A 22,894-nucleotide genomic window follows, 5' to 3' on the forward strand; every position below is an offset into this window, starting at 1 on the left:
AGCGGTTGGGGAACACCCGGTCCCATTCCGAACCCGGTAGTTAAGCCTTCCAGCGCCGATGGTACTGCACTCGTGAGGGTGTGGGAGAGTAGGACGCCGCCGAACATATTTTCGCCTTCAGGGGCACCCGACATATCGGGTGCCCCTGAAGGCTTTTTCGCGTTCGACGCACGTTTCCACCCGACCGCGAACCGTCACTTTCCGACGGCCGCCACGGCTGTTCGGGCGACGTCCACGGCGCGACCGGGTGACGCGCCATAGACGACCTTGATGCGTCCATAGCGTTGCCGGCGTGAGCAGCCGTGGTCGTGCGAGGGAGGCGTCGGTGCCGTGGCGCGTGCGCAGGCAGAACAGACGAAGAGGCAGGCACTCCCGAGCCCGCCCCCCGTCGTCGGAGACACCGATCTGGGCCTCGGTCGTCTTAGCCGTGGTCGTCTTCGTCTCCTTGATCTTGCTGTTGTTGACTTACGTCTAGCGGCTTCAGGTCACCGGTCGGGAAACGGCGCTCGTTGCGCTCGATCTTGGCGAACGCGGCCTCGATGAGGTCCACGTCCAGCTTGTCGGCCAACCGCACGAGGTAGTGCATGACGTCGGCCAGCTCGTCCCGCACGTTCCACGCCAGCTCGGGGTCGTCCATCGCGTGCGCGGCCTGCTCGGGCGTGAGCCACTGGAACAGGTCGGTCAGCTCACCGACCTCCCCGGACAACGCCATCACGAGGTTCTTCGGGGTGTGGTACTCGTCCCAATCCCGTGCCGCGGCGAACCGGCGCAACGCGTCTCGCAGGTGTACCAAGCTTCGTTCCGACGGTGAGTTCATGGCCGCACAGCTACCACATGCCACGTAGACGATCGAACATGCATCCGCGACGGTCAGCCATGTCCCTTCCACCACGATCTTGATTGCCTGGTGGCATGACGATCCTGGTTCTCGGAGCCACCGGCAAGACCGGTCGCCGCGTCACCTCCGCCCTCGACGCCCTCGATGTCGACCACCGTCCCGCGTCCCGCCGCACGGACCTCCGCTTCGACTGGCACGACCAGTCCACCTGGGCTCCCGCCCTGAACGGTGCCACCGCCGTCTACCTCGTCCCGCCCGCGATGAACCTCGACGACGCCGAGGTGGCCGCGTTCGTGCCGCGTGCCGTCGAGGCGGGTGTGCGGCGGTTCGTCCTGCTGTCGGCGCGCGGCATCGCGTCCGACGACGGCCGTGAGCGCGCGGTGCGGGAGTCGGATGTGGACTGGACGATCCTGCGCCCGACGTGGTTCTCGCAGAACTTCAGCGAGGACTACTTCCTGCCGGAGATCCTGTCCGGCGAGGTCACCCTCCCGATCGACGGCGCCAGTGCCGGCGCTGACGGCGCACACCCGTTCATCGACGCGCAGGACATCGCCGACGTGGCGGTGGCGGCGCTGACCCAGGACGGCCACGCGGGCGTCGTGTACGAGCTCTCCGGCCCGGAAGCGGTGACGTTCGGCGAGGCGCTGGCACGCATCGGCGACGTGTCGGGCCGCCCGATCCGCATCAACGACGTGCCCGCCGCCGACTACACCACGATGCTCGTGCGGGCCGGCATCGCGGAGCCCTACGCGCACGTGCTCACCATGTCGTTGACCGCGATCCGCGCCGGCCACGACGCCGCGCTCTCCGACGGTGTGCCGACCGTGCTCGGCCACGACGGCCGGCTGTTCGACGACTACACCAAGCAAGCCGCCCGCGCCTGGGCCTGAACCCCTATGCCTGCGCCAGCACGAGCAGGTGCTCCTCGTCGGGCTGGCCCTCCCGGTCGGGGGAGAAGGCGGTGCTGCGGGTGTCCAGCACCGTCAGGCCGGCCTGTTCGACCCGGTTGATCAGGTCGGGCGTGGCGAAGCTGGTCAGCCGCACGGTGTGGCCGAGGAACGGCACGACCAGGTCCTCCACGTCCATCGGCACGGTGACCAGCGCCAGCACCCCGCCCGGCGTCAACCAACGGGCGATCTTGGCCAGCACGGCGACGACCTCGTCCCGGGTCATCTGCAGGAACGGGAAGAACGCGCACACCGCGTCCCAACTCGCGTCCTGCGACTCCCACTCGCGGATGTCGGCGTGCACGAACCGGGCCCGCGGCACCTGCCCGCGGGCGATCTCGACCATGGCGGCCGACACGTCGACCCCGAGCACGTCGTGCCCGGCCGCCGCGAGGTCCTCCGCCACCGGCCTGCCCGTGCCGCTGCCGATGTCGAGGATCTTGGCGTGCGGCGGCACGCGGTCGAGCACCAGCCGCACGCCCTCGTCCACGGCCGGTGGCCGGCCGAACGCCTCCTCGTAGTCCTGCCCGACGGCGTCGAACAGCTCAGCGGCGGTGACGGGCTGGTGGTCCACGGTTACCTCCGGACGAGGGTCAGGTTCGGTCGGGCGGGCGGCCCGGGATCACCGCCACCAGGCGGGCCGGGCTCACCGCCGGGCACGGCGGTGAGCACCAACCCGAACACCAGCCCGTTCAGCTCCTCCACGTCCAGCAGGAGCTCCCGGGCGATGTCGTGCGGCGTGGTGCCCTGCGCACGCAGGGCGCGGAAGACCTTGGTGAGCAACTGGGACGTCTCCCGGCGGGCCAAGCCGTCCTCACCCGCGGCACGACGGGCCAACTGGGCGCACACGGTCGCGTGCTGCGTGCGGCTGAGCAGCCCCAGGTCGCGCAAGCGGTGCGCCAACCGCGCCGGCGAGACGTGCCACGTGGCGCTGTGCGCGACCACGTGCTCGGTGAGCGGACCTCGCGGCACACCGGCCAGCAGTCCCGCGCGCGGCAGCAGGAACGCCGTCGCGAACGCGTGCGGGTCGGCCACGCCGGTCAGCCGCCCCAGCTCGCGGGCCGCGTCGAAGCGGGCCTGGTCGGGTGACGCGGTCGGGTCGAGGAAGACGTACGGCGTGCCGGCGTGGCGGCACGAGAACGGGCCCGCGCCCGCGCAGTCCGGCGGCAGCGAGAAGACCCGGACGCCGTGCGCCTCCAGCAGGTGGACCAGGTTCGGCGCGGGCCGGTGCGGGATGCCCCAGCGGGCGCGCACCACCTCCGCCGCGGTCTCCGGGTCGTCGTGCTCCCACGTCGGCACGTCCGGCTCCGGGAAGGTGAACGCGCTGGTCAGCCAGCCGTCGAAACCGATGGCCAACCGGGCCGCCCCGACCGCGGCGTCACGCTGCCGGCGGGCCGCCTGCCGGGTGAACGCCACCTCGACCTCGGGGACGTCGTCGGCTTCGAGGAAGCCCGGCGGGAAGCCCAGGGCCTCGGTGAGCCTGGCGGTGGTGGCCGGACCCGGTCGGCGGCGGCCGTGCTCGTAGTCGCCGATGCTCGCCGGGCTCGTGCCCGCCTTGCGCGCCAGCTCCACCGCGGTGAGGCCGCGACGGGTCCGGGCGAGGACGAGGCGGGAAGGCGTGAGCATGATCGCGCCATTCTCGCACCCGCCTACCGGCGTGGCGTGACGGTGACGTCGACGTCCTCCGGGCCGTGCTCGCGCGGGGCCGGCAGAGGTCCGAACACCAGCGGCGGCAGCGTGATCCGGTGCGCCCACCGGTCCACCACCTGGCCCTGCGGTGTGGGCTCCGGCTGCGCGACCTCACGCAGCACGACCAGCCGTTCGCCTTCTTGTCGCGGGTAGGTGACCAGGAACCACAGCTTCCACTCGTGCGCGTGCAGCGAGTCGAAGAGGGTGAACTGGTCGCGGTCGTTGCCTCGCATCATCGCCGCGATGGCCGGGCCCTTGGCGTAGTCGCTGCGCAGCGGAGCGCCAGGCGTGCCGGTGTGGCGGTTGCCCTGCAACGTGCCCAGCACGACGGGTCTGGTGGGGTGCTGGACGAGGCCCGCGTTCCACTTGTCGACCCGGGTCCAGCCCTCGGCGACGAGGACCTCGCGGAGCCTGCCGACCCGGTGGATCCAGTCCAGCAGCCCGGCCCCGTTGGTCGGCCCGAGCGGCGGCGCGGAGGCCCGCGCGTCCACCCCGGCCCAGATCGCCTCGTCCAGGTGGTCGACGCGCAGGCCCAGCTCGGCCAGCTGCGCGTGGTGCTCGGCGGTCAGCTCGGTGGCGTTCGACATCCTCATGCCCGGCACGGTAGCCGTGACCACCGACAATCCCGCTCATCCGACGAGGCCGGGCAGAAGTGACACGATGGTGGACGTGGATGTGCGGACCAGGAACAACGTGGTCGTGACCGGGAACCCCGACGGGCCGGTCGTGATGCTCGCGCACGGCTTCGGGTGCGACCAGGCGATGTGGCGGCTGGTCGTGCCGGTGCTCGAGCCGACGTGCCGGGTCGTGCTGTTCGACTACGTGGGCGCGGGCCGGTCCGACCTGTCCGCGTGGACCGAGCAGCGTTATTCGACGCTCGACGGGTACACGCGGGACGTGCTGGAGATCTGCGACGAGCTGGACCTGCGCGACGTGGTGTTCGTGGGCCACTCCGTCTCGGCCATGGTCGGGGTGCTGGCCGTCGCCGCGCGTCCGGCCGTGTTCGCCAAATTGGTGCTGGTCACGCCGTCGCCGCGCTACCTCGACGACGGCGACTACCGGGGTGGGTTCAGCGCCGCCGACATCGACGAGCTGCTGGACTCGCTGGAGAGCAACTACCTGGGCTGGTCGGCGCAGATGGCGCCGGTGATCATGGGCAACCCCGACCGGCCGGAGCTGGGCGCGGAGCTGACCAACAGCTTCTGCCGCACGGACCCCGAGGTGGCGCGCGTGTTCGCTCGCACGACGTTCCTGTCCGACAACCGGGCGGACCTGGAGAAGGTGTCCGTGCCGGCGCTGGTGCTGGAGTGCCGGCACGACGCGATCGCGCCGCCCGAGGTCGGCGCGTACGTCCACGCCCGCATCCCCGGCAGCACGCGCGTCACGCTCGACGCCACGGGCCACTGCCCGCAGCTCAGCGCGCCGGACCAGACCGCCGCCGCGATTGCCCGGTTCGTGACGGGCGCACCGTGAAGGTTCACCGCGAGGAGTTCTCGTCGTTGCTCGAGGACAGCGCCGAGGACCTCTACGAGAACGCGCCGTGCGGCTACCTGTCCACCACGCTGGACGGGCGGATCGCCAAGGTGAACGCGACGCTGCTGCGGTGGCTGGGGTACGAGCGCGAGCAGGTGGTGGGCCGGCTGCGGTTCGCGGACCTGCTCAGCGTCGGCGGCAAGCTGTACCACGAGACGCACTTCGCGCCGTTGCTGCGGATGCAGGGCGAGATTGGCGGGGTGGCGCTGGAGATGGTCGCGGTCGACGGCCGGCGCCTGCCGGTGCTGGTGAACTCCGCGGTGAAGACCAACGGTGACGGCGAGCCGCTGCTGATCCGCACCACCGTGTTCGACGCGCACGACCGCCGTGCCTACGAGCAGGAGCTGTTGCGCTCCCGGCGGGAGGCGGAACGGGAGCGCGACGAGATCCGGCGGCTCGCCACCACGTTGCAGCGCACCCTGCTGCCGCCCGTGCTGCCCGCCGTGCCGGGCCTGGAGACCGCGACGCACTACCACCACGCCTCGCCGTTCGAGGTGGGCGGCGACTTCTACGACCTGTTCCCGCTCGCGGACGGCCGGTGGGGGTTGTTCCTCGGCGACGTGTGCGGCAAGGGCCCGGGTGCGGCGGCCGTGACGTCCCTGACCCGGTACACGCTGCGTTCGGCGGCCGTGTACGACCCCGACCCGGTCGCCGTGCTGACCAACCTCAACACCGTGCTCAACCAGGAGCCGGACACGGGGTTCTGCACGGTCGTGTTCGGGGTGCTGACCGTCGAACCGGGCCACTGCACGCTCGCCCTGGCCGCCGGCGGCCACCCGCCCGGCCTGCTGCTGCGCGCGGACGGCGACACGTCGTACGTGACGATCCCCGGCGGCCAGCTGATCGGGATCCTGCCGGACGCCCGCGTGACCACGACGACCGTCCACCTCGGTCCCGGCGACACGTTCGCGCTCTACACCGACGGCCTGATCGAGGCCCGGACCGGCGGCGACACCCGGTACAGCGAGGAGGACCTGCTGGACTTCGCCGCCACCCTGCCCCCGACCTCCGCCGCGGGCGTCGTGGAGGCGTTCGTCGGCCTGCTGGAACGCCTGGGCGACGGCGTCGAGGACGACACGGCGGTGCTGGCGATCGGCGTCCCGGCTCGTTAGGACCGCTCGTCGGGACCGCTCGTCAGGACCGCTCGTCAGGATCGCGGGCGGTCCGGCAGGGCGAGCAGCCGTCGGCCCGTGACCAGGGCGATGCTGGTCAGCACGAACGGGGTGGCCATCAGCAGCATGAGCGTCCACACGCCGGGCCAGGAGATGGTGCGGGCGTTCGAGCCGAGCGGCGCCAACGACGCCCCGAGCGAGAGGCCGCTGAAGGCCAACACGGTCAGCAGCAGCGAGGCCGCCCACGCCACGACGATCCCCGAGCGCAGCTTGCCGACCTCGTGGAGGTCGAGGTGCTCGGCGGACACGTGGCGCCGGGCGGCGAGGAGGAAGGCGCCGGTCAGGACCGCCATGACCACGCTCGTGCCGGTCAGCGCCCAGCTGAAGAAGCCGAGCGCCGGGTACACGGGCGGCAGGTGGCCGCCGAACAGGACGAGCAGCGGGACCAGCACCGGGCAGGCGGTGAGCAGCAGCACGGCGACCCGCCCGCAGCTCGTGCGGATCCGGTGCGCGTGCGGCGCCGGCACCCACACGTACCGGGGCGGCAGCGGTGGTGGCGGGTAGCTCACGGTTGTACTCCTCGCAACGGGCCCCAGGTTCTCGCGGAGCGTAGTCAACCAGGCTCTCCGCGTAGTGGCCGGTGAGGCGCGCCGCTAGGGCTCCCAGACCTGGATCGCGCGAACCACGAACGGGGCGTCCGGGACGTACGTGCCCTTGCCCGGGTAGGTGGTGAACTCCGACTCGGTCGAGCAGGTCTCCCGCTGGTACACCGACGTGTCCCTGGTCAGGTTGTTCACGAAGGACCGGGCCACGAAGCCGTTCGGCAGCGGGATGCACTCGCGCGGGTTCGCGGACTCCAGGTCCAGCCGATGGGAGTCACCGGTGTACTTGGTCCCCGACCACACGCAGAACTCGCCGCGGTCGCAGGACGGGTCGGGTTGGTGCGCCACCGCCGTGCCGCTCGACGCCAGGGCGCCGGCGGTGAGGGCCAGCGCGGTCACGAGGCCGCTGGTCGTCACTCGGATCACCTCCACCGCCCCAGGGTGCTGCGGTCGGCGGCGGTGCGGGGTCGTGGCGGCCGCCGTTCACCTGATTGTGTGGGCGGTTCGGGGTTTCGGCGCGGCGAGGCGGGCGGCGAGGCGGAGGGCGTCGTGCGGCGCGACCGCGTCGGTGTCGTTGTCGAAGTAGACGTACACGTCGTGGTCGGCGGACCACGCGCGGATCTTGGCCGACCACTCGTCCAGCTCGTCGTCGGTGTAGCTGCCGACGTAGAGGGCCTGGTTGCCGTGCAGCCGCACGTAGGCGAAGTCCGCCGTGACGTCTTCGAGGTACGGGAACCGGCCGGCGGAGTGGGAGACGACCAGCGCGATGCCGTGCGCCCGGAGCAGGTCGTGGAACTCCGGGACCAGGAACGTCGGGTGCCGGACCTCCAGCGCGTGCCGCAGGGGGCGGTCGGCGTCGGTGGTGGTCCAGGCGCGATCGGGCGACAGCCGCTCGTCGTGCCGTTCGGCGAGCTCGGCCGCGGCGGTCGTGGAGCGGGGGAGCAGGTCGAAGAACGTGGTCAGGCGCTCGGGGTCGAAGGCCGTCGTCGGGGGCAGCTGCCACAGCACCGGCCCGAGCTTGGGGCCGAGGGCGAGCACGCCGGAGGCGAAGAAGTTGGCCAACGGGATCTCGACGTCCCGCAACTGCTTGAGGTGCGTGATGAACCGGCCGCCCTTGACCGCGAACAGGAAGTCCTCCGGCGTCTGCTCGGCCCACGTCCGGTAGCTGGACGGGCGTTGCAGGGAGTAGAACGAGCCGTTCAGCTCCACCGAGGTGAGCAGCCCGGAGATGTGCTCCAGCTCCCGCCGCTGCACCAGGCCCTTCGGGTAGAACGCCCCGCGCCACGTCGGGTACACCCACCCCGACGTCCCGATCCGCACATCACCCGTCACCTCCCAGTGGTACCCGGATGATCGCCGACGTACCCCGTGCACCGGTGGGACCATGTCCACATGAGGTTCGCCGACCGCGTCCTCCGGGTGCTCGCCGAGCACCCGGAAGGGCTGTCCGATGGCGAGATCGCGGCAGCGCTGCACGTCAATCACGCGCAGGCGAACCTCTACTGCCGTCATCTGGCCCGGGAGGGGCGCATCGAGCGGGACGACCTTGCACGGCCGATCCGCAACCGCTTGCTCGAGCCTGACCGGCCCGTGCCCGCCGAACAGCACACGGGCACGTCCACGGAAGTCGATCGCCGGGAGAGGACGGTCCAGGACCGGGTCGTGGCGTGGTTGGTGGCGCAACGGTGGCGCATCGTGCGGGTCGCCGACACGGACTCGCGTGAGCGCGGGACCGACATCCGCGCCGAACGTGACGGCGTACTGCTGCACGTCGAGGTGAAGGGCTACCCGTCGACGTCCTACGCCGACCCTCGGCGGGCGGACGAGATCAAACCCACTCGACCGGCCACGCAGGCGCGGCAGTGGTTCGGGGGTGCGGTGGTGAAGGTGCTCCAGCTCAGGCAGGAGCACCCCGACGACGAGGTGGCGTTCGCGTTCCCGGACGTGCCGACCTACCGCGCGCTGATCAGCACGATCGAGACGACCGTGGCGACGATGCGCCTTGCGGTGTTCTTCGTGCGTGATGACGGCTTGGTCGACGCGCGGTGGGCCGGACCCGCTTGACCTCCACCGCACTCGAAGGTGCACCGTGGTGGGCATGGACGACCGCACACTCGACGCCTACCTGGCCCGCATCGGGGCGACGCGCGAGAGCACCCTGGTGGAGCTGCACGAGCTGCACGTCGCCTCGGTGCCGTTCGAGAACCTCAGCATCCACCTCGGCGAGGAGATCGTGCTCGACGAGGACCGGCTCGTGGACAAGATCGTCAACCGGGGGCGCGGCGGGTTCTGCTACGAGCTCAACGGCGCGTTCGCGGCGCTGCTGAAGGCGCTGGGGCACGACGTGCGGATGCTGTCCGCCAAGGTGTTCAACGACGGCGCGTACGGGCCGCCGTTCGACCACCTGGCGTTGCGCGTGGGCGAGGTGTTGGTCGACGTCGGCTTCGGGCGGTTCAGCCTGCGGCCGCTGGTCCTCGTCAGCCGGGAGGACCAGCACGACCCGGCCGGTGTGTTCCGGATGGTCGACACGCCCGAAGGGGACGTCGACGTGCTCTTCAACGGCGAGCCGCAGTACCGCGTCGAGCTGCGACCCCGTGCGCTGGACGAGTTCCGCGCCACGTGCTGGTACCAGCAGACGTGGCCGGGGTCGCCGTTCCGGCGCGGTGCGACGTGCTCGCTGCCCACACCGACCGGCCGGATCACCATCGCCGGGAACAAGCTGATCACCACCACCGGGGACGACAAGGTGGTCGAGGAGCTGGATGACGACGAGCTGCTCGATGCCTACGCCAAGCACTTCGGCGTCGTGCTGGACCGCGTGCCGCGGCTCGGGTGAGCCCGGTACCCGCTCAGTCCAGCCGGTCGGCGAGGGCGAGGGCGTCGAACGGCGCGGCCCCGCGCATCGTGTTGTCGAAGTAGACGTACACGTCCCGCTCGGCCGACCACTCCCGCACCCGGCCGGCCCAGCGGTCCAGGGCCGCGTCGGAGTACCCGCTGACGTACAGCTCCTGGTCGCCGTGCAGCCGGACGTAGGCGAAGTCCGCGGTCAGCTCGCGCGGTTCCGGGAAGCGGCCCGCCGACTCGGCGACGACGAGCGCGACGTTGTGCCGTGCCAACAGCTCCGCCAGTTCGGGCGTGTCCCAGCTCGGGTGCCGGACCTCGAGCGCGTGCCGGACCGGCGGGCCGGGTAACAGCTCCAGGAACGCGGCGACCCGCTCGGGGCGCCACGGCAGCGTCGGCGGCAGCTGCCACAGGACGGGCCCGAGCTTCAGCCCGAGGTCGAGCACGCCGGAGTCGAAGAACTCCGCCACGTCCCTGCCGACGTCACGCAACCGCTTCATATGGGTGATCTCGCGATGTCCCTTCACCGCGAACACGAAGTCCTCGGGTGTGCGCTCGAACCACGACTTGTAGTCGGTCGGCTTGCGCAGCCCGTAGAACGAGCCGTTGATCTCGACCGTGTCGAACCGCCGTGACAGGAACTGCAACTCCAACCGCTGCTGCAACCCGCGCGGGTAGAACTCACCACGCCACTCGGGATAGTGCCAGCCGGACGTCCCGATCCGTATTTCACCCACGGTGACGATGTTGCCCATGTCGGTGACCACCCAAACGTGCCGATCTAGAAGCCGGCCCCGTCCAGTGCCCCGCTGACCACGCGGTCCACCCTGGCCTGCTGCGGATCGCGGGCCAACGCCTCCGTGCACGGGCAGCCGGCCAAGTCGTTGCCGCACAGGTACACGCCGAGCACGCGCAGGCTGCGCGCCGTCTGCCGCAACCGCGCCGCACCCCGCAGCCGCACCTGCCCGTACACCGCCTTGGCCAACTGGTACGGCACACCGGGCCCGAGGTCGACGCACGCCTGGCTGTCCAACTCCTCCGCCACGTGCGCGATGGGCCGACACCCGTACGTCCGCGCCGACCGCACGAGCCTCTGGTCCAACCGCGCCACGAGCCGCTTCGCCACCTCGTCCCGCCAAGCCCGATCGGCGCGCAGGTAAGCGACCAACTCCTCCACCCGGACGGGATCGGGCCTCGGGCGGCGAGCGCGGGCTCTCCGTCGTTGCGACGTCATGACACTCAAGATCGTGCGTCCCCAACCGCCGTGAGCCCCCCTCACCCACCTGCGCGACCAGTGCACTCTCACGCACTAATACCTCGGCCACCGAGAGGTACGACCGCGCCGCGTCAGCGCGACATCTTCTCCAGGTACTCCTGGGTCTCCGGATCCGTCGAGCAGACGCACACCCCGCGCATCCCGCGGGTGAGCAGCACCCGGTACGTGTTCCTGATCAACTCGTGGAAGTTCGTGCCCTCGGCCTTCTTCACCGCCGGGTCACGCGAGTGCTCGGGACGCGCCACCCACCGGCCGTCCTGCCGGACGAAGTCGGGCCCGAAGACCACACCCGCCCAGTCGTACTCGAATCGACGGCCTGCTTCCACTGCGCCGGCAGCGTCACGGACAGCACGTCGGCGGAGTCGTCGACCGTCACGGTCACGACGCCGCCGGAAACCTGCCTCCCACCCGGCTGGTGGTCCTCTTCGTCCCCCTCTTCGAAGCCGAACCTGAATGTCTCGCTAACGTCGGCCTATTGCGATTCGTACTCAATCGGCTCCTGACTGTAGCGACGTGGCCAGTCCGCTGTCCGGTGACCGCACTACCTCGGTTCGACGGAGCCTCAGGTCGCGGCTCGGCGTTTGAACCCCCTGGGTCGTCGCTCAGCGGCCTTGCCAGGTCGGCTGCATGTACCGACGGCGCTCGTGCGGTGCTTCTTCTGCGGTGAAAACGTTGTCGGCGGAGCGGTATGCACAGTCGATGCCCAATCGGTGCATCAACTGGATGCCGTCCGTGTCGGGCGCTCCGGGAAAAGAGCCATCAATCGGGTGGCTGGCTCAGGGGTGCTCGCCGCGTAGTCGAGCAGTTGGGCTACCGCTTCACGAACCTTGCCGTGTGTGGTCAGGCTTTTCGCTTCCACCACAACGACATCGGAGTCGGTCGTGTAGTAGAGATCAGCCCGCTTGCCGCTTGCCGTCACGAAACTCGTCATGGCGATGTGCGGCTGAGATCTGCGGAACTGGGCTACCAGTTGGGCTTCCACCCGTTACTGTGCGTACTTGCGCGCGGCGATTTCTTGCCAAACGACGTCCACGTGGGCCCGCTCGACGGGGACGACGCGGGAAGGAGCGCCGACCAGTTCGGCAGTCGCGATCAACTTCGCGTCGAGTTCCGCTTCCACCGTGCTGGGGTTGAGTCGGAAGGCGCGTATGAGACGGTCGGCATTCTCAGGGTCGACCACGCGCTGGCCACAGACGTAGTCACCTTCTGTGAAGCCATCGATGCTCCACAGGTCGGTGATCGGATATTGGGTGATCTGCACGTTCAGCACGCTGTAGACGTTAACGAAGCTGTCGCTGTTGGCGTGCTGTCGCCACATCAGGTCGGCGAGTTCCTTGTTGCGGAACAGATGTCCGATCTCGCCGGTGGCTTTGATCTTCTTGTTTCCGGCGGAGATCACAACGGCGCCATCGCGAAGGCGCTCCATTGACTTGTCATGACGCGAGATGGGCCCCCAGAAGTGGGCCTTGCCGGATGGGTGGAGTGACATGAGCCGGTCGAAGTCGGCCGGTCGCAGAAGACTCCGGTGCCTGCTCTCGGTGAAGTCGACCGATCCTTCGATCGTGTGGTGGAAGCGCGCACGCGTCTCACGGTTGCCGTAGCAGGGCGCGAGCAGTGCAAGCGTCATTGGCCATGGATCGTGTCGGTGTTGACCATATGTCCTTGGGTAGTGTTGCGTCATCCTCCCGGGTAAGGGTGAGTGAGCGACCCAGGGGGCGTGCTGGGTGCTTTTCCAGGCGTCTCCACTGCTAGGGGTTTCTGAGGCGCAGGGTGATGGGTGTTCAGCCTGGTGCTGCCGGGTGGTGTTTGCGAGTCACCGGAGTGCGCGTCGCGCAGCGATCTCCGGCTTGCCCTGATGCCCCGAGGACATGACGGTGGCGGAACTCCTGACCACCAGGTCGATCAGGAGTCCGTCGAGTCCGATCAGCCGGTCAGGTGCAGCAACTCTGACACGGCGTGTACGAGCCGCTGGGGGTCGGCCGGGCTCAGTGTCGACCACTCCCGCCCGTCGGCGGACGGTCGGCGGGTGAACTGCCACCGCCCTTCCGGCGTGTCGTAGAAGGACACCGCGTACGGTCCGCGCTTCCTCGGCCCCGGCCGGCCGTGCGGGGTCGGGCGGACCGCCGCGCCGAACTGGCCCATCCGCTGCACGTTGCCGAGCACCGAGCCGATCTTCTGCGCGTCGGGCCGGGGCAGGCCCGTGTCCCGCAGCGCGGTCTCCAAGCGCGTGGCGGATTCACCGGCGGCCGCCGCCGCACGTTCCAGGTCAGCCGCGAGGAGGCTGATGGACCGTGACCGGGGCGTCGGGTGCGGGGGCAGGAGTGACACCATCGACGCGGCGAGCGAGTTCTCGTCGATCCGGCTCAGCGCCAGTACGTCCGCGGTCAGGACGGCCGACACCGCGTGCCCGCGCCGGGCCGCCGCGACCGCACGGACCCGTGGGCCGGAGTCCAGTCGCAGCCGGGCGTCCACCTCGCGTTCCGGGCGTGCCAGCAACTCCAACGAAGCGGCCAAGCGGGAGTCCAACTCGCCGCGGTCGGCCAGCCCGTTTGCCTCCAGCGAGCGCCACGCGTCGTTGAACAACGCGCGGCGCTCGTCCAGAGTCGCGCCGTGGGAGGGGATCGACAGGATCGTGGGGTACTCGCCCAGCTTCAAGTGATCCCAGCACAGCTCGAACTCAAGCCGGGACAGGGTGAACCTCACGGGCCGTCGTCCCCGATCACCGGTGGCGCGACCCGGGGCATGGAGTCCTCGCCCCACACGTCGTCCAGCTCTTCCAGGTAGGGCGCGGCCTTGTGCTCGATGTCGTCCTCACCCCGACCGCCCTGTGGCCCGCCGGCCATACCACCCACCATCGGGCTGCCCGCCGCGCCCCGCGCGCCCGCCGCACCGCTGCTGGCGCCTGCTCGGTTGGTGTGCTGGTCCCCGGCGATGCCGGAGGCCCGGCCGGGGCCGAAGGGCTGTCCGCCATGACCGGGCTGGCCCGGAACGCCGGGCAGGCTGCCGCCGAGCCTCGGCGTGCCACCCGGCGGGTTACCGCCGAATCCCTTGGGAATGCCCGGACCGGTGCCCTTGCCGGGAGGGGTGCCACCGGACGGGTTCCGCCGGTCGTAGAAGCCCAGGGCAGGGTTCGGCCTGATCATGCCTGGCGGGGGTACCGCCACAGGCGGTTGCGGCGGTCCCGGCGTGTAGGGCGGGGGAGTGATCGGCGTGGGTCCGGGGCGCGGCGTGACGTCCGGTGTGGTCCCGACCGCCGAGGTGTTGGTGTCGCCGCCGATTGGTGCGACGGACGGGGGAGTGCTCACCGGTTGCTGCGGCTGAGTGGTGGTGGTCCGGCTCGGGTCGGTGGAAGTGGGCGTGCTCCACCGACCGTCCGAGAACTGCTGGGAGTACCGGCTCTGCGCCTCGGACTGCTCGAACGTCGGCTCGACGACCTGCGTCGTCACCTGGGGTGGCGGCGTGAACGTGCCCAGGAGGCCCACCACCGAGGAAGCACCGTCGCGGTAGCCGTTCATCACGCGGACCGCCTCGCGCTTGGCTTCGTTCGCCTGCTGTTCCTGGACGTCCTGGTCGGTCTGGCCGCCGACCAGGTGCGTGAAACCGGCGGGGATGCCGAGGAAGTCGTCGTTCGCCGTGGAGGTGACCTCGACCGGCTCCGGCATTCGTGTCTTGGCACCGCTGTAGAAGGAGGTCTGGGCGGAGAATGCGTTGTGCGTCTCGACACCGGCGACGCGGGCGTCCTCGGCCCACTGCACCAGCGGAGCCGCGCTGCCGGTGAACCGCTCGCCCGCCGCACCGACCCAGATCGCCCCCGCGTCCCGGATCGCCGACTCCAGCTCGCTCTTGGCGTTGCCCATCACCGCGCGGAAGCTGTTCCAAGCGTCGTCCACGGTCTGGGCGGCGGAGTGACCCGGCCCGCCGTGGATCTTCTCGTAGAGCTGCTTGTGCGACTGCGCGTCGAAGTTGTGGTTGCCAATCCCGCCCATCGAGTGCTCCCCCTCACTTCAGCAAGTTCTGCATGGCCGCTTCCGCGAGTTGCCGCGCCCCGTCACACGGCTCAGGAAAGCGATCTTGAAAACCGAGGTCGACCGAAAAGGCCACCGCGAGGTACTGGTCGTCCGCAGTGTCGATCATCAGGTCACAGCGGTCGGGGCTGTTCGGGATCGGAACCGTAATGGCAGGGAAGCCAGCTACCGGATCGACTTCCCGAGGTTGTCCGGTGCGCTTGCCGTCGGTCCACGTTTCAATTCCCTCGTGGAGCACTGGGACCAATATGTTGGACGCGCCTGTCACGGTCCAAGTGCATCCGGTGGCCTTGAGCGCGCTGACTTCCAAAGGGCGGCCGACGCGGTCGATCTTCAAGGCTCCAAGCTGCTCTGGCGTGAGCAGACTGCACGGCTCTTTGTCGTCCAACGTGACAGGCTTGGGACGTGTGACGGCTGCCGCCGTCGTGGTGACCGGCGGACTGACCGTGGTCGTCGTCTGCGGGGTCGCGGTGCCTCCGGTGCTGCACGCGCCGGTCACGAGAAGTACGCAGGCCACCGCCAGCAGGGTTGTGCGCATTGCTTCAGATGCCCCCGGTCTGCTGGATATTGGTCTTGTTCGTGTCTTCCGCCAAACCGTAGGTGCGTGCGGCCTGGTCGAGTTGTTCGATGCTCCGATTCAGTTCACTGATAAAATGCCTGGCTACTTCGATAGCAGTGTCCGCGTTCTCGCGGAAGACCGAGGCAGCGTCCTTGGACACGTCGTCCTCGGCCAGCGGATTTCCGATGAGGTTGTACCCCTCCAGGTCCACGAAGTCCCGGATGGTGTCGCGGACGGCCTCGTAGCGGGCCTTGAGAGCCAGGATCTGGCCCGGCTCGACCTGCATGGTGACCGGCCCCGCCGGCGCCGGAGCACCGACTCCGCCACCACTCGCCATGAACGGCATGAGTCTCCCCTCCTCCTGCCTTGACCACTGTGCGCACGTGAGACGTCGCTGTGCGTGTCCAGGCTCCCACATGGCAAAGCTGCCGAGTGGTGGAACCGGACGACTCAACCCACGAGCGAGTGAAGTATCCCGGCCGGCGGCCACGGAGACCCGGCGATGATTAATTCTCCCGGCGTGTTCACCCTTATGAAGTAATCGTTTATGCGAGGAACCGTCGTCTCAGCACCGGTTGAGCGCCGCCCGAACACCCGGTTGTGTCAGTCGACGCTGATTACCGGAAAGATCAGGTGTTCGCCCTCCCACCGCTCGACCTCCGGCTGCGCGAGAGCCGCGATCGGACGGCTGTCGCCGCGCTCCCGGTCGAGCACCTTGCGCCACTCCGGCAGGGTGCCGGTGACCACGAACGGCCCGATCGGCACTTCGAGCAACTCGTCCTGGACCCGGACCGGGGTGCTCTCGCCGGCGATGACCAGGTCGCCGTCCACCCCGGCCTCGGCGGCGGCCACCATGTCCTCCAAGTCGACGGCGGACATCGTCCCCGACCACGTGCCGCTGTTCGTGCGTGCCCGTGCGAGCAGGACGTCGTCACCTGTCGCGTTGTCGAACCACTCGAATTCGAGGACAGCGCCGGACAGCGGGTCGGCGGACTCGGACGCCGGGGAGAGCCACGCCGGCCGGAACCTCTCCAGCAGGCCGGTCATCGCGTCGGCCAGCAGGCGCCGCCGCGCGCTCAGGAACAAGCGGTAGCGGTCCGCGTCCCGCAGGTCTTCGTCCACGGGGATGAGGTGGGCGGTCAGCTCCTGGTCGCCCAGCGTCGGGAAGTAGTCCCGGGGCGACCTGTGGCTGATCTTTCGGTTGGCCTTGCCGGAGATGAAGGCGAGGTTGGCCAGGTCGTTGATCTCGCCCTTGCTGTACTTCTCGGGGTGGTTCTTCAGTGTGGCCTGCGGGTGGATGTGGTGGTACTCCAGCGCCTGGCTGCCCTCGGCCGCCGCCGAGATGCCGATGCTGCCCCACCAGTCCTTGGCCCCCGCTTCCTTGGCGACCAGGAAGCTCAGGAAGAAGTACGGGCTGCCGACGGTCCGGCCCGCGAGGTCGTCCGGTCCGATCGACACGCCGCCGGTGACGCCCAGGTTGTCCAGCAGTCGACGCACCGGGTCCTCCGTGCGGGCCGCCGGGATGTCCTGCCCGAGCCGGGTGTCGGTCGACCCGCTGTACCGGTTGCGGATAGTGGCCGCCAGGAACCAGAAGAGGATGGCGTCGGCCGTGCCGCCGTCCAGTTGTTCGTCCTCCCGCTCACCGAGCAGGACGATCAACGGCAGCAGGACGACCATCGACGGCAGCAGCTTGCTGTGCGAGACACCGAGGTTGTTCTGCAGCAAGGGCACGAGGTGCTGGAGCCCGCGCCGCACCGTGGCCCAGCCGCGGTCGAGTTCGTCGTCGGTCGCCGCCACCAGGCGTGCGTGCGACCAGGCGGACAGTCCGCGTCCCAGCACCGCGCCGGTGAGGGCCCGGGTGAGGAACGTGACGTCGATGTCGCCGTAGCCGCGGTCGGCCCAGTGCTTGGCCTCCGCCTCCAACTTCTGGAGCACACCCGGCCACCGCGCCGACAGGGTGGCGAGTGCCAGGTCCGAGGTCTTCAGCGAGCGGCCCCCGCTGTTCACGCGCACGAAGATCTGCGTGACCTCGTCGTAGGGGAAGTCGCGCAGCACCTCCATGTGGAACTTGTGGCCGGGGATGGCGGCGAGCTTCTGCAGCCGCTTGCTGATCTCGTTCGGGGCAATTCCCGGATTGCGCTCGTGCAGTTCACCGACGAGCCGCCACTGGTCGGCCTCGGGCTTGAGGACGTCGTAGACCTTGATCCACCGGGGGTCCTTGGCCGTGGCCGCGCTCTGGTTCTGGAACTTCTCGCTCTCGACGTTGAAGACGATGGCCGCCTGCGGGTGATCGGTGAAGACCCGGTGCAGCGACGTGACGCGCTGTTGGCCGTCCAGGAGGTAGAGCGGCACGACAGCGGCCTTGCCCGCCGGACCGCTGATCGCGGCTTCCCTGGTTTGCGGCGCCTCGTCGGTCTGCCAGAAGAGCAGGGACCCGGACGGGTAACCGCGGTAGAGCGACTCGACCAGCTTGGCCACCTGGGTCGGCTTCCACACGTAGCCGCGTTGGATCTCCGGCAGCCTGATCTCACCTTGTTCGATCTGGCTGACGAGAGTCCTGACCTCGCGTTCGGTCTTGTCAACAGGCATCCAAGCGGCTCCCGCCGTACGCGTTCGAAGATGGACAGCTCATCGTTGGGCGCTGCCGCGCCGTTATCCGGGTGTAGGCAACAGCGCTCGTCCGACGTAAGTGAGAACGCCCGCCAGCGCCGCCGGTGCGGCCAACAGCAGCAGGTACGCCCATGTCCCACCGGTGAGCCCGACCGGCTTCTCGCCGCTTCGAGCGGTCATCACCAGCAGGAACCAGGACAGGGGGACGAACAGGCTCGAACTCACCCAGCTGCCCGTCAACGCGCGCCGGGCCTGCCACATCCGGAAGACGTCGAACTGCTCACCCCACGCGTACGAGCGGGCCATGCCGAGGCTGATCGAGGACAGGAACGGCCCGATCACCGAAGCAGCCCCCGCGCCCCACACCATGGTGTTGATCGGGTGGTAGGCCGTGGGCAGGGCCCGTCCGAACCCCACGATCGCCGCCGCGAGGACGAGGCAGGCGACCAGGCCCACCGACGCGAGGACTGCGCACCTGCCCTGGATCCAGCGGACACGGGCGGCGGGTATCCACATGTACCGCGACGGTGGGCCTGGTCGCGTCACGAGCCGGGCCGCCAGTCCGAGCCGTCGCCGTCGGTGGCGCTCGCATCGGCCATGTCCGCGGTGTTCGGCATCGTCCACGTCGAGCCGAGGTCCCGGAGCTTCTGCCGGATCGCGGCCTGCTCGACCTCGATCGTGTTGATGTGCGATTCGAGTGCCATGATCGCCGCGGCGATGAGGCCGAACGCGGCTGCGGCCGCGGTGAGGATGACACCGATCGCCGCCGGGATGCCCACCACGGTGAACGCGGCGACCACCGCCCCCGCGATGGCGACCGCGAACCCGACGAACGCCAGGCCCATCGCGATCCAGAACATGTCGATCGAGTTCGCGAGGCTGTTGAGCGACGAGCGCATCTGCCCGGCGATGTCCTTGATCGAGTTCAGCCCGGCGGCCTGGGGTGGCACGGTGGCCTGGTAGGCGCGGGCCGCGCGGCCCTCCCACTCGATCGTCGTGCGGAGCTTGTCCAGCCCGATCGTGCCCGCGATGTCGCCCAGCGCGTTGCCCACCTGCGACACCCATTGTTCTCCGACCTGCTTGAGCCGGTCGGAGTCGCCTCGCTGGTCCCACAACTGGTTGACCCGATCCTGGAACTCGCGCAGCCTCCCGTCGAGCAGCGCCAGGTTGCGGACGATCGGGTCCACGAGGTAGTCCAACGGCGCGGGCACCCAACTCATGACGCTGTTGACCTGCTCGAAGAACCTCCGGCTCTCCTCGTCGATCTTCCGGGTCTGCTGGTGCGCTTTCTGCACGAGCGGGTTCATCGACCACCGCCGTCGGTGTGGATGCTGTTCATGGCGTGCCGGTTGGTTTCCTCTTCGGCCTCGTAGGTGTTCGCCGCCGCGTGCAGGCTCTCGCTGAGGCTGCGGAACGCGTGGGTCGCCTGGGCGAGCATGTCCTCCAAGGTTGCCCGGGCGTCGTTGTAGGTGCGGTCCAGACCCCGGTCGGCCGCCCACATGGACACATCGGCGCCGGTCAGTGCCAGCCCGCCGAGCGCGGAGCGCGGGCCGTCGAGATCGTCGGCCGCGGTCGCCCAGGCGGTGGCGTCGGACCGCATGGCTTCGAGGGCGACGGAGACGTCGGTCATGGCAGCAACCCCACTCGGCGTAGCAGCGCGGTCGGATCGCTCACCAAGGCGGTGAGCTCGGTGATGGCGGGGCTCTGCGGGCCTCGGGCCAGATCGGCGGGGACGCCTTGGGCGCGGAGGGCCCGCAGCACTTCGAGGAACTCCTGCTGCATCTCGGTCACGCGGGCCGTGTGCGTCCAGGCGGGATCGGCCTCCAGGTCGAGGACTTGCCCGCGGTGGGCCGTGCCGCGCACGTGGCCGCCCCTGCTCTCGGTGGTCGTCGGTCGATCCGCCACCTCGGTCATGCGCTGCGTGTGCCGGGCGAGGTCGGCAGTGACCGCATCCATCAACCGCAACGCCTGCTCGGGCGTGATGCGCTCGGTCGACGGAGGCGGTGGCGGCGGTGCGGGCACGGGTTCCGCCGGTCGCTCGACCTGCTTCGCCAGCGCTCGCACGGTGGCCGCGTTCGCCGCCTGGGTCACCGCCGAGCCGAGGGCGCGCGGGTCGACCGACCGGCGCCACTGCCCGGCGATGGTGACGAACTGGATCTCCGCCAGGTCGTTCACCGCCACGGTGACCACACCGTCCGGATCGCGTCCGATCAGGACGTCTTGTTGTGGTTCCGCGTCGGGTGACGGCCGAGCGCGCTGGTCCTCCTCGCCACCCTCTTCGAAGCCGAATCGGAATTCGCCGCCCACGTCTCCCCCTGCGGTCGGTAACCAACCGAGTTCGCACCGTATCCGATGGCAGAAGCCACTCGCAGGCAGTTGACGTCCTCGGTGAGCGTCGGCTCAGGTGGACCAGTCGACTGCTCCTGGGTTTCACCCTTCCGCGCAGGCGGCGGAGTCGGGAGGACCGGTGGCTGCGGTCGCGGGGTGGCGAGGTGTCAGGGCAGGCGACGCCCACGCACTCGGTCACCCTGACGTTGTCGGTGACGTGCCCGTACCCCGCTGCCAGTGGCTCATGTTCGCCGGGCTCGCACCCACGTCCCGTGCCGGTTCTCCACCCGGCACCTCAGACTCTCGACTTCGACCCGGTGCAGGCCGCTCGGCGTGGCGACCGGCAGGTCCACCTCGCGGATGTGCCCGTGCGGAGAGGTGGACGTGCAGTCCGACCACGCCTCGTACGAGTGCCGGTCGGGCAGCAGCTCGCGCACCTGCCGCAGTGCCGCCCGCTCGTGCGTGAACGCGGACTGCGTGATCCCGTCGCCCGCTCTACTGCTCGTCCGCCCCGCACTTTCGACTCGACGCCCCTCCATCCCCGATCGTGCGATCCGGGGGGTACGCGTTACCCGCCGGACCGGCACGACCGAGCGAACGTCACGGCTTGATCGGCACCTTGGCCACGCGTGAGAGGTACTCGTTCACCTCGTCGGCGTCGAAGGCTGCCGGGTCGAAGTCGGCGGCGGAGTCCAGTTCCAGCCACTCCAGCCGTTCGGCGTGCTCGGGGTGCTCGGGGTCGGCCAGCACGTCGCACAGGTCCGCGTAGCCCCAGATGCCGCCGCTGTCCTCTGGCGGCGCGGCACGGCGACCGGTGAGGCAGCGGGGGTAGGCAACACCCGGTTCGGCTTGGACGACGTCCTCCACCAGGATGTCGTGGTCCCAGGCGTCCCCGAAGTCGTACAGGTAGCCGATGCGGTCCTTCGGACGCGACGCGACATCGGCCAGCGTCACGGTGGCGGCGTCACCGTGGCCCAGTTCCGGGTCGGGCATCCCGTACTCGCCCAGCGGCGTGTCGAAGACCCACAGGTGGTAGTCCTCCCAGGCGAACAAGTCCTGGATGGCCTGGTGCAGTCGCACCAGCGACGTGGAGGACGGCACCTCCACCCGGCGCCAGATCGGCGGTTTCGACCCGCGCAGGGTGACCTTCAGCCGGTGCACGCTGGTGTCGAGGGCGGTCCTCGGGGCCTCCGGGAGCAGTTCCAGCCGCTGCTCCAGCAGCGCCAGGTTCGTCGTCACGTCCTCCACCTGGTCCGGCTCGACCGGGCACGGCTCGCGTTCCAGCACGTCCGCCACGATCCTGCGCGCCTGTTCGGGCGTGTACTCCCGGAACGGGAAGCCCAGCTCCTCGGCCGCGTGGACGTACCCGGCCCGGATCTCCTTCGGCTGGTCGCTGACGAAGCAGTCCTTGAGGCCGCCGAGGTCGTGGTCGATCAACAGGACGAGGACGTGCGACTTGCGTCCGTACGAGAAGGTCAGCGCCAATCCCTCTTGTGCGCCGCGCGGGTCCGCGTAGCCGAAGCAAGCGCCGACGGTCGGCTTGCCCACCGTCCTCGCCCACTTCGGGTCGTGCAACCCGCTCGCGACGAGGCGGTCGGCGGCCTGGGCCGCGATCGGCCGCACCTCCGGCGGCGCGAGCACCGCGAACGACCTGGCCAGCGCGAGGGCTTCCGGCCTGCCCGTGGCCTCGGCATCGGCGATCAGGGCGGCCACCATGTCCGGGAAGTCCTGAGGGTCGGTGGTCTCGGCCATCGCGCCCAAAAACTCGGAAGCGGCCAATTCGGCGTCCAGTGGTCCGCAACCCGGCTCCAGCAGCGGTGAGAAGCCGTCGAGGAACGCCATCGCGAGCTCGGCCACCGGCTGGACGAAGCCTGCCGCGGTCAGGCGCTCCAACGCGTCGGGCACGTGCCGGGCGGCGTCGACCAGCCGCAACGCCTCTTCGGGGGCTCCTTGATCAGCCAGCATCGCGCGGAGGTCGGCCAGCGTGGGTTGGACATCGTTCAACACCCGCCCGATCGTGCCACCCGCGTCAGTGGCGTCGCACACGGCCTCTGGACCTGAACATTCCTCACCACGAATGGGGCGCGGGTGCCTTGCCGGGTGGTTCAGCCGGACTCGAAGGGACCGCTAGGACATCCGCCGGTCGTGTTCGTCAAGCGGCGGAGCTGGGCGGCCAGGTAGGGGCGGGCACGGCGTTGGCCGCCCCGGTCCGCGATGGCCCGGGACAGGGATTCGAGAAGGTCGGTCACGCGCGCCCGGTCCGGCTGCCAGCCGCGGCGGTCGCACTCGGCCAGCCAGTCGGCCGGGGAAGTGTGGCCGCGTTCGCGGTTGCAACGGCGGCAGGAGGCTACTTCGTTCTCCTGCCACGACGGGCCGCCCTTGAGCTTGGGCACCAGGTGGTCGGTCGTCGGGGTGACCTGACCGGTGAACGGGCGGCGGCACCACGTGCAGTCATCGCCGTCGCGGAGGAGCACGTCGGCCAGACGGGTCGGACGGTCGCGGGCGTCAGGCATCGCATCCAGGAAAGCACTGCG

Annotated in this window: 29 protein-coding genes and 1 rRNA gene; 6 read left to right on the forward strand and 24 right to left on the reverse strand. The window is 69.9% G+C overall.

What is annotated here, in order from left to right; all coding sequences use genetic code 11:
• Nucleotides 1-105 (forward strand): 5S ribosomal RNA (rrf, locus tag LZG04_RS34135); the annotation flags it as partial.
• A 316-nt stretch (nt 106-421) separates the two neighbouring features.
• On the opposite strand, the gene LZG04_RS34140 is transcribed toward rrf, so the two are convergent.
• Nucleotides 422-817, reverse strand: coding sequence for a nucleotide pyrophosphohydrolase (locus tag LZG04_RS34140; protein ID WP_233824983.1), 396 nt, complete (start codon nt 815-817; stop codon nt 422-424).
• A 95-nt stretch (nt 818-912) separates the two neighbouring features.
• Between LZG04_RS34140 and LZG04_RS34145 the strand changes: the two genes are divergently transcribed.
• A complete protein-coding gene (locus LZG04_RS34145; protein WP_233824985.1) occupies nt 913-1,728 on the forward strand; it encodes an NAD(P)H-binding protein in 816 nt (271 codons plus the stop codon).
• Between the two features lie 4 nt (nt 1,729-1,732).
• On the opposite strand, the gene LZG04_RS34150 is transcribed toward LZG04_RS34145, so the two are convergent.
• From LZG04_RS34150 to LZG04_RS34160, 3 genes are read right to left on the reverse strand one after another with little or no spacing between them, the layout of a single operon-like run.
• The gene (locus tag LZG04_RS34150; RefSeq protein WP_233824987.1) at nt 1,733-2,359 is read right to left on the reverse strand and encodes a class I SAM-dependent methyltransferase; all 627 of its coding nucleotides are present in this window, start codon (nt 2,357-2,359) and stop codon (nt 1,733-1,735) included.
• 2 nt (nt 2,360-2,361) lie between these two features.
• Entirely contained in the window at nt 2,362-3,411 is a 1,050-nt protein-coding gene (locus LZG04_RS34155; protein ID WP_233824989.1) for a helix-turn-helix domain-containing protein, read from the reverse strand.
• A gap of 23 nt (nt 3,412-3,434) precedes the next feature.
• Nucleotides 3,435-4,067, reverse strand: a complete 633-nt coding sequence (locus tag LZG04_RS34160) for a hypothetical protein (RefSeq protein ID WP_233824991.1) — start codon at nt 4,065-4,067, stop codon at nt 3,435-3,437.
• Nucleotides 4,068-4,134: 67 nt separating this feature from the next.
• On the opposite strand from LZG04_RS34160, the gene LZG04_RS34165 reads away from it, so the two are divergent.
• Both LZG04_RS34165 and LZG04_RS34170 read left to right on the forward strand, forming a co-directional pair.
• Entirely contained in the window at nt 4,135-4,947 is an 813-nt protein-coding gene (locus LZG04_RS34165; RefSeq protein ID WP_233824993.1) for an alpha/beta fold hydrolase, read from the forward strand.
• On the forward strand, nt 4,944-6,119 hold the full coding sequence (locus tag LZG04_RS34170) for a SpoIIE family protein phosphatase (protein WP_233824995.1): 1,176 nt from the start codon (nt 4,944-4,946) through the stop codon (nt 6,117-6,119). Before LZG04_RS34165 ends, LZG04_RS34170 begins: the two co-directional genes overlap by 4 nt.
• A gap of 35 nt (nt 6,120-6,154) precedes the next feature.
• Here the strand turns inward: LZG04_RS34170 and LZG04_RS34175 are convergent, their stop codons facing one another.
• The 3 genes from LZG04_RS34175 to LZG04_RS34185 form a co-directional block, all read right to left on the reverse strand.
• Nucleotides 6,155-6,688, reverse strand: coding sequence for a hypothetical protein (locus tag LZG04_RS34175; protein ID WP_233824997.1), 534 nt, complete (start codon nt 6,686-6,688; stop codon nt 6,155-6,157).
• Nucleotides 6,689-6,772: 84 nt separating this feature from the next.
• Nucleotides 6,773-7,153, reverse strand: coding sequence for a peptidase inhibitor family I36 protein (locus LZG04_RS34180; protein ID WP_233825000.1), 381 nt, complete (start codon nt 7,151-7,153; stop codon nt 6,773-6,775).
• Between the two features lie 51 nt (nt 7,154-7,204).
• Entirely contained in the window at nt 7,205-8,053 is an 849-nt protein-coding gene (locus tag LZG04_RS34185) for a DUF72 domain-containing protein (RefSeq protein WP_233825002.1), read from the reverse strand.
• Between the two features lie 60 nt (nt 8,054-8,113).
• Between LZG04_RS34185 and LZG04_RS34190 the strand changes: the two genes are divergently transcribed.
• Together LZG04_RS34190 and LZG04_RS34195 are read left to right on the forward strand one after the other, a co-directional pair.
• Complete coding sequence (locus LZG04_RS34190) at nt 8,114-8,785, forward strand: helix-turn-helix domain-containing protein (RefSeq protein ID WP_233825004.1); 672 nt, start codon at nt 8,114-8,116, stop codon at nt 8,783-8,785.
• Nucleotides 8,786-8,819: 34 nt separating this feature from the next.
• Nucleotides 8,820-9,557 (forward strand): arylamine N-acetyltransferase, encoded by a 738-nt coding sequence (locus LZG04_RS34195; RefSeq protein ID WP_233825006.1) that lies wholly within the window; start codon nt 8,820-8,822, stop codon nt 9,555-9,557.
• A 13-nt stretch (nt 9,558-9,570) separates the two neighbouring features.
• Here the strand turns inward: LZG04_RS34195 and LZG04_RS34200 are convergent, their stop codons facing one another.
• The 17 genes from LZG04_RS34200 to LZG04_RS34280 form a co-directional block, all read right to left on the reverse strand.
• On the reverse strand, nt 9,571-10,317 hold the full coding sequence (locus tag LZG04_RS34200) for a DUF72 domain-containing protein (RefSeq protein ID WP_267938639.1): 747 nt from the start codon (nt 10,315-10,317) through the stop codon (nt 9,571-9,573).
• Between the two features lie 26 nt (nt 10,318-10,343).
• Nucleotides 10,344-10,739, reverse strand: a complete 396-nt coding sequence (locus LZG04_RS34205) for a hypothetical protein (protein WP_233825008.1) — start codon at nt 10,737-10,739, stop codon at nt 10,344-10,346.
• A gap of 170 nt (nt 10,740-10,909) precedes the next feature.
• Nucleotides 10,910-11,164: a DNA/RNA helicase domain-containing protein gene (locus tag LZG04_RS34210; protein WP_308199626.1), complete on the reverse strand. Its 255-nt coding sequence runs from the start codon at nt 11,162-11,164 to the stop codon at nt 10,910-10,912.
• 389 nt (nt 11,165-11,553) lie between these two features.
• Nucleotides 11,554-11,820, reverse strand: coding sequence for a hypothetical protein (locus LZG04_RS34215; RefSeq protein WP_233825010.1), 267 nt, complete (start codon nt 11,818-11,820; stop codon nt 11,554-11,556).
• 3 nt (nt 11,821-11,823) lie between these two features.
• A complete protein-coding gene (locus LZG04_RS34220) occupies nt 11,824-12,465 on the reverse strand; it encodes a hypothetical protein (protein WP_233825012.1) in 642 nt (213 codons plus the stop codon).
• A 296-nt stretch (nt 12,466-12,761) separates the two neighbouring features.
• Entirely contained in the window at nt 12,762-13,541 is a 780-nt protein-coding gene (locus tag LZG04_RS34225) for an ESX secretion-associated protein EspG (RefSeq protein WP_233825015.1), read from the reverse strand.
• The gene (locus LZG04_RS34230) at nt 13,538-14,824 is read right to left on the reverse strand and encodes a PPE family protein (protein WP_233825017.1); all 1,287 of its coding nucleotides are present in this window, start codon (nt 14,822-14,824) and stop codon (nt 13,538-13,540) included. The genes LZG04_RS34225 and LZG04_RS34230 overlap by 4 nt, the downstream gene beginning before the upstream one ends.
• Nucleotides 14,825-14,837: 13 nt before the next feature.
• Nucleotides 14,838-15,401 carry a DUF3558 domain-containing protein gene (locus tag LZG04_RS34235; protein WP_233825019.1) on the reverse strand — a complete coding sequence of 188 codons (564 nt, stop codon included), beginning with the start codon at nt 15,399-15,401 and terminating at the stop codon, nt 14,838-14,840.
• Between the two features lie 4 nt (nt 15,402-15,405).
• Nucleotides 15,406-15,768: a PE domain-containing protein gene (locus LZG04_RS34240; RefSeq protein ID WP_233825021.1), complete on the reverse strand. Its 363-nt coding sequence runs from the start codon at nt 15,766-15,768 to the stop codon at nt 15,406-15,408.
• Between the two features lie 257 nt (nt 15,769-16,025).
• A complete protein-coding gene (locus tag LZG04_RS34245) occupies nt 16,026-18,011 on the reverse strand; it encodes a DUF262 domain-containing protein (RefSeq protein ID WP_233825023.1) in 1,986 nt (661 codons plus the stop codon).
• A gap of 63 nt (nt 18,012-18,074) precedes the next feature.
• Nucleotides 18,075-18,548, reverse strand: coding sequence for a hypothetical protein (locus LZG04_RS34250; protein ID WP_233825025.1), 474 nt, complete (start codon nt 18,546-18,548; stop codon nt 18,075-18,077).
• A 26-nt stretch (nt 18,549-18,574) separates the two neighbouring features.
• Nucleotides 18,575-19,339, reverse strand: a complete 765-nt coding sequence (locus LZG04_RS34255; protein WP_233825027.1) for a hypothetical protein — start codon at nt 19,337-19,339, stop codon at nt 18,575-18,577.
• Complete coding sequence (locus LZG04_RS34260; RefSeq protein WP_233825029.1) at nt 19,336-19,662, reverse strand: hypothetical protein; 327 nt, start codon at nt 19,660-19,662, stop codon at nt 19,336-19,338. Before LZG04_RS34260 ends, LZG04_RS34255 begins: the two co-directional genes overlap by 4 nt.
• Nucleotides 19,659-20,213: a hypothetical protein gene (locus LZG04_RS34265; protein ID WP_233825031.1), complete on the reverse strand. Its 555-nt coding sequence runs from the start codon at nt 20,211-20,213 to the stop codon at nt 19,659-19,661. The genes LZG04_RS34260 and LZG04_RS34265 overlap by 4 nt, the downstream gene beginning before the upstream one ends.
• Before the next feature lie 389 nt (nt 20,214-20,602).
• Complete coding sequence (locus LZG04_RS34270; protein ID WP_233825033.1) at nt 20,603-20,899, reverse strand: NERD domain-containing protein; 297 nt, start codon at nt 20,897-20,899, stop codon at nt 20,603-20,605.
• 61 nt (nt 20,900-20,960) lie between these two features.
• Nucleotides 20,961-22,367 carry a plasmid pRiA4b ORF-3 family protein gene (locus LZG04_RS34275; RefSeq protein ID WP_233825035.1) on the reverse strand — a complete coding sequence of 469 codons (1,407 nt, stop codon included), beginning with the start codon at nt 22,365-22,367 and terminating at the stop codon, nt 20,961-20,963.
• A gap of 98 nt (nt 22,368-22,465) precedes the next feature.
• Complete coding sequence (locus tag LZG04_RS34280; protein WP_233825037.1) at nt 22,466-22,873, reverse strand: HNH endonuclease; 408 nt, start codon at nt 22,871-22,873, stop codon at nt 22,466-22,468.
• Nucleotides 22,874-22,894: the final 21 nt, after the last annotated feature.

This window comes from Saccharothrix sp. S26 (genome assembly GCF_021390395.1).
Classification (GTDB): Bacteria; Actinomycetota; Actinomycetes; order Mycobacteriales; family Pseudonocardiaceae; genus Actinosynnema.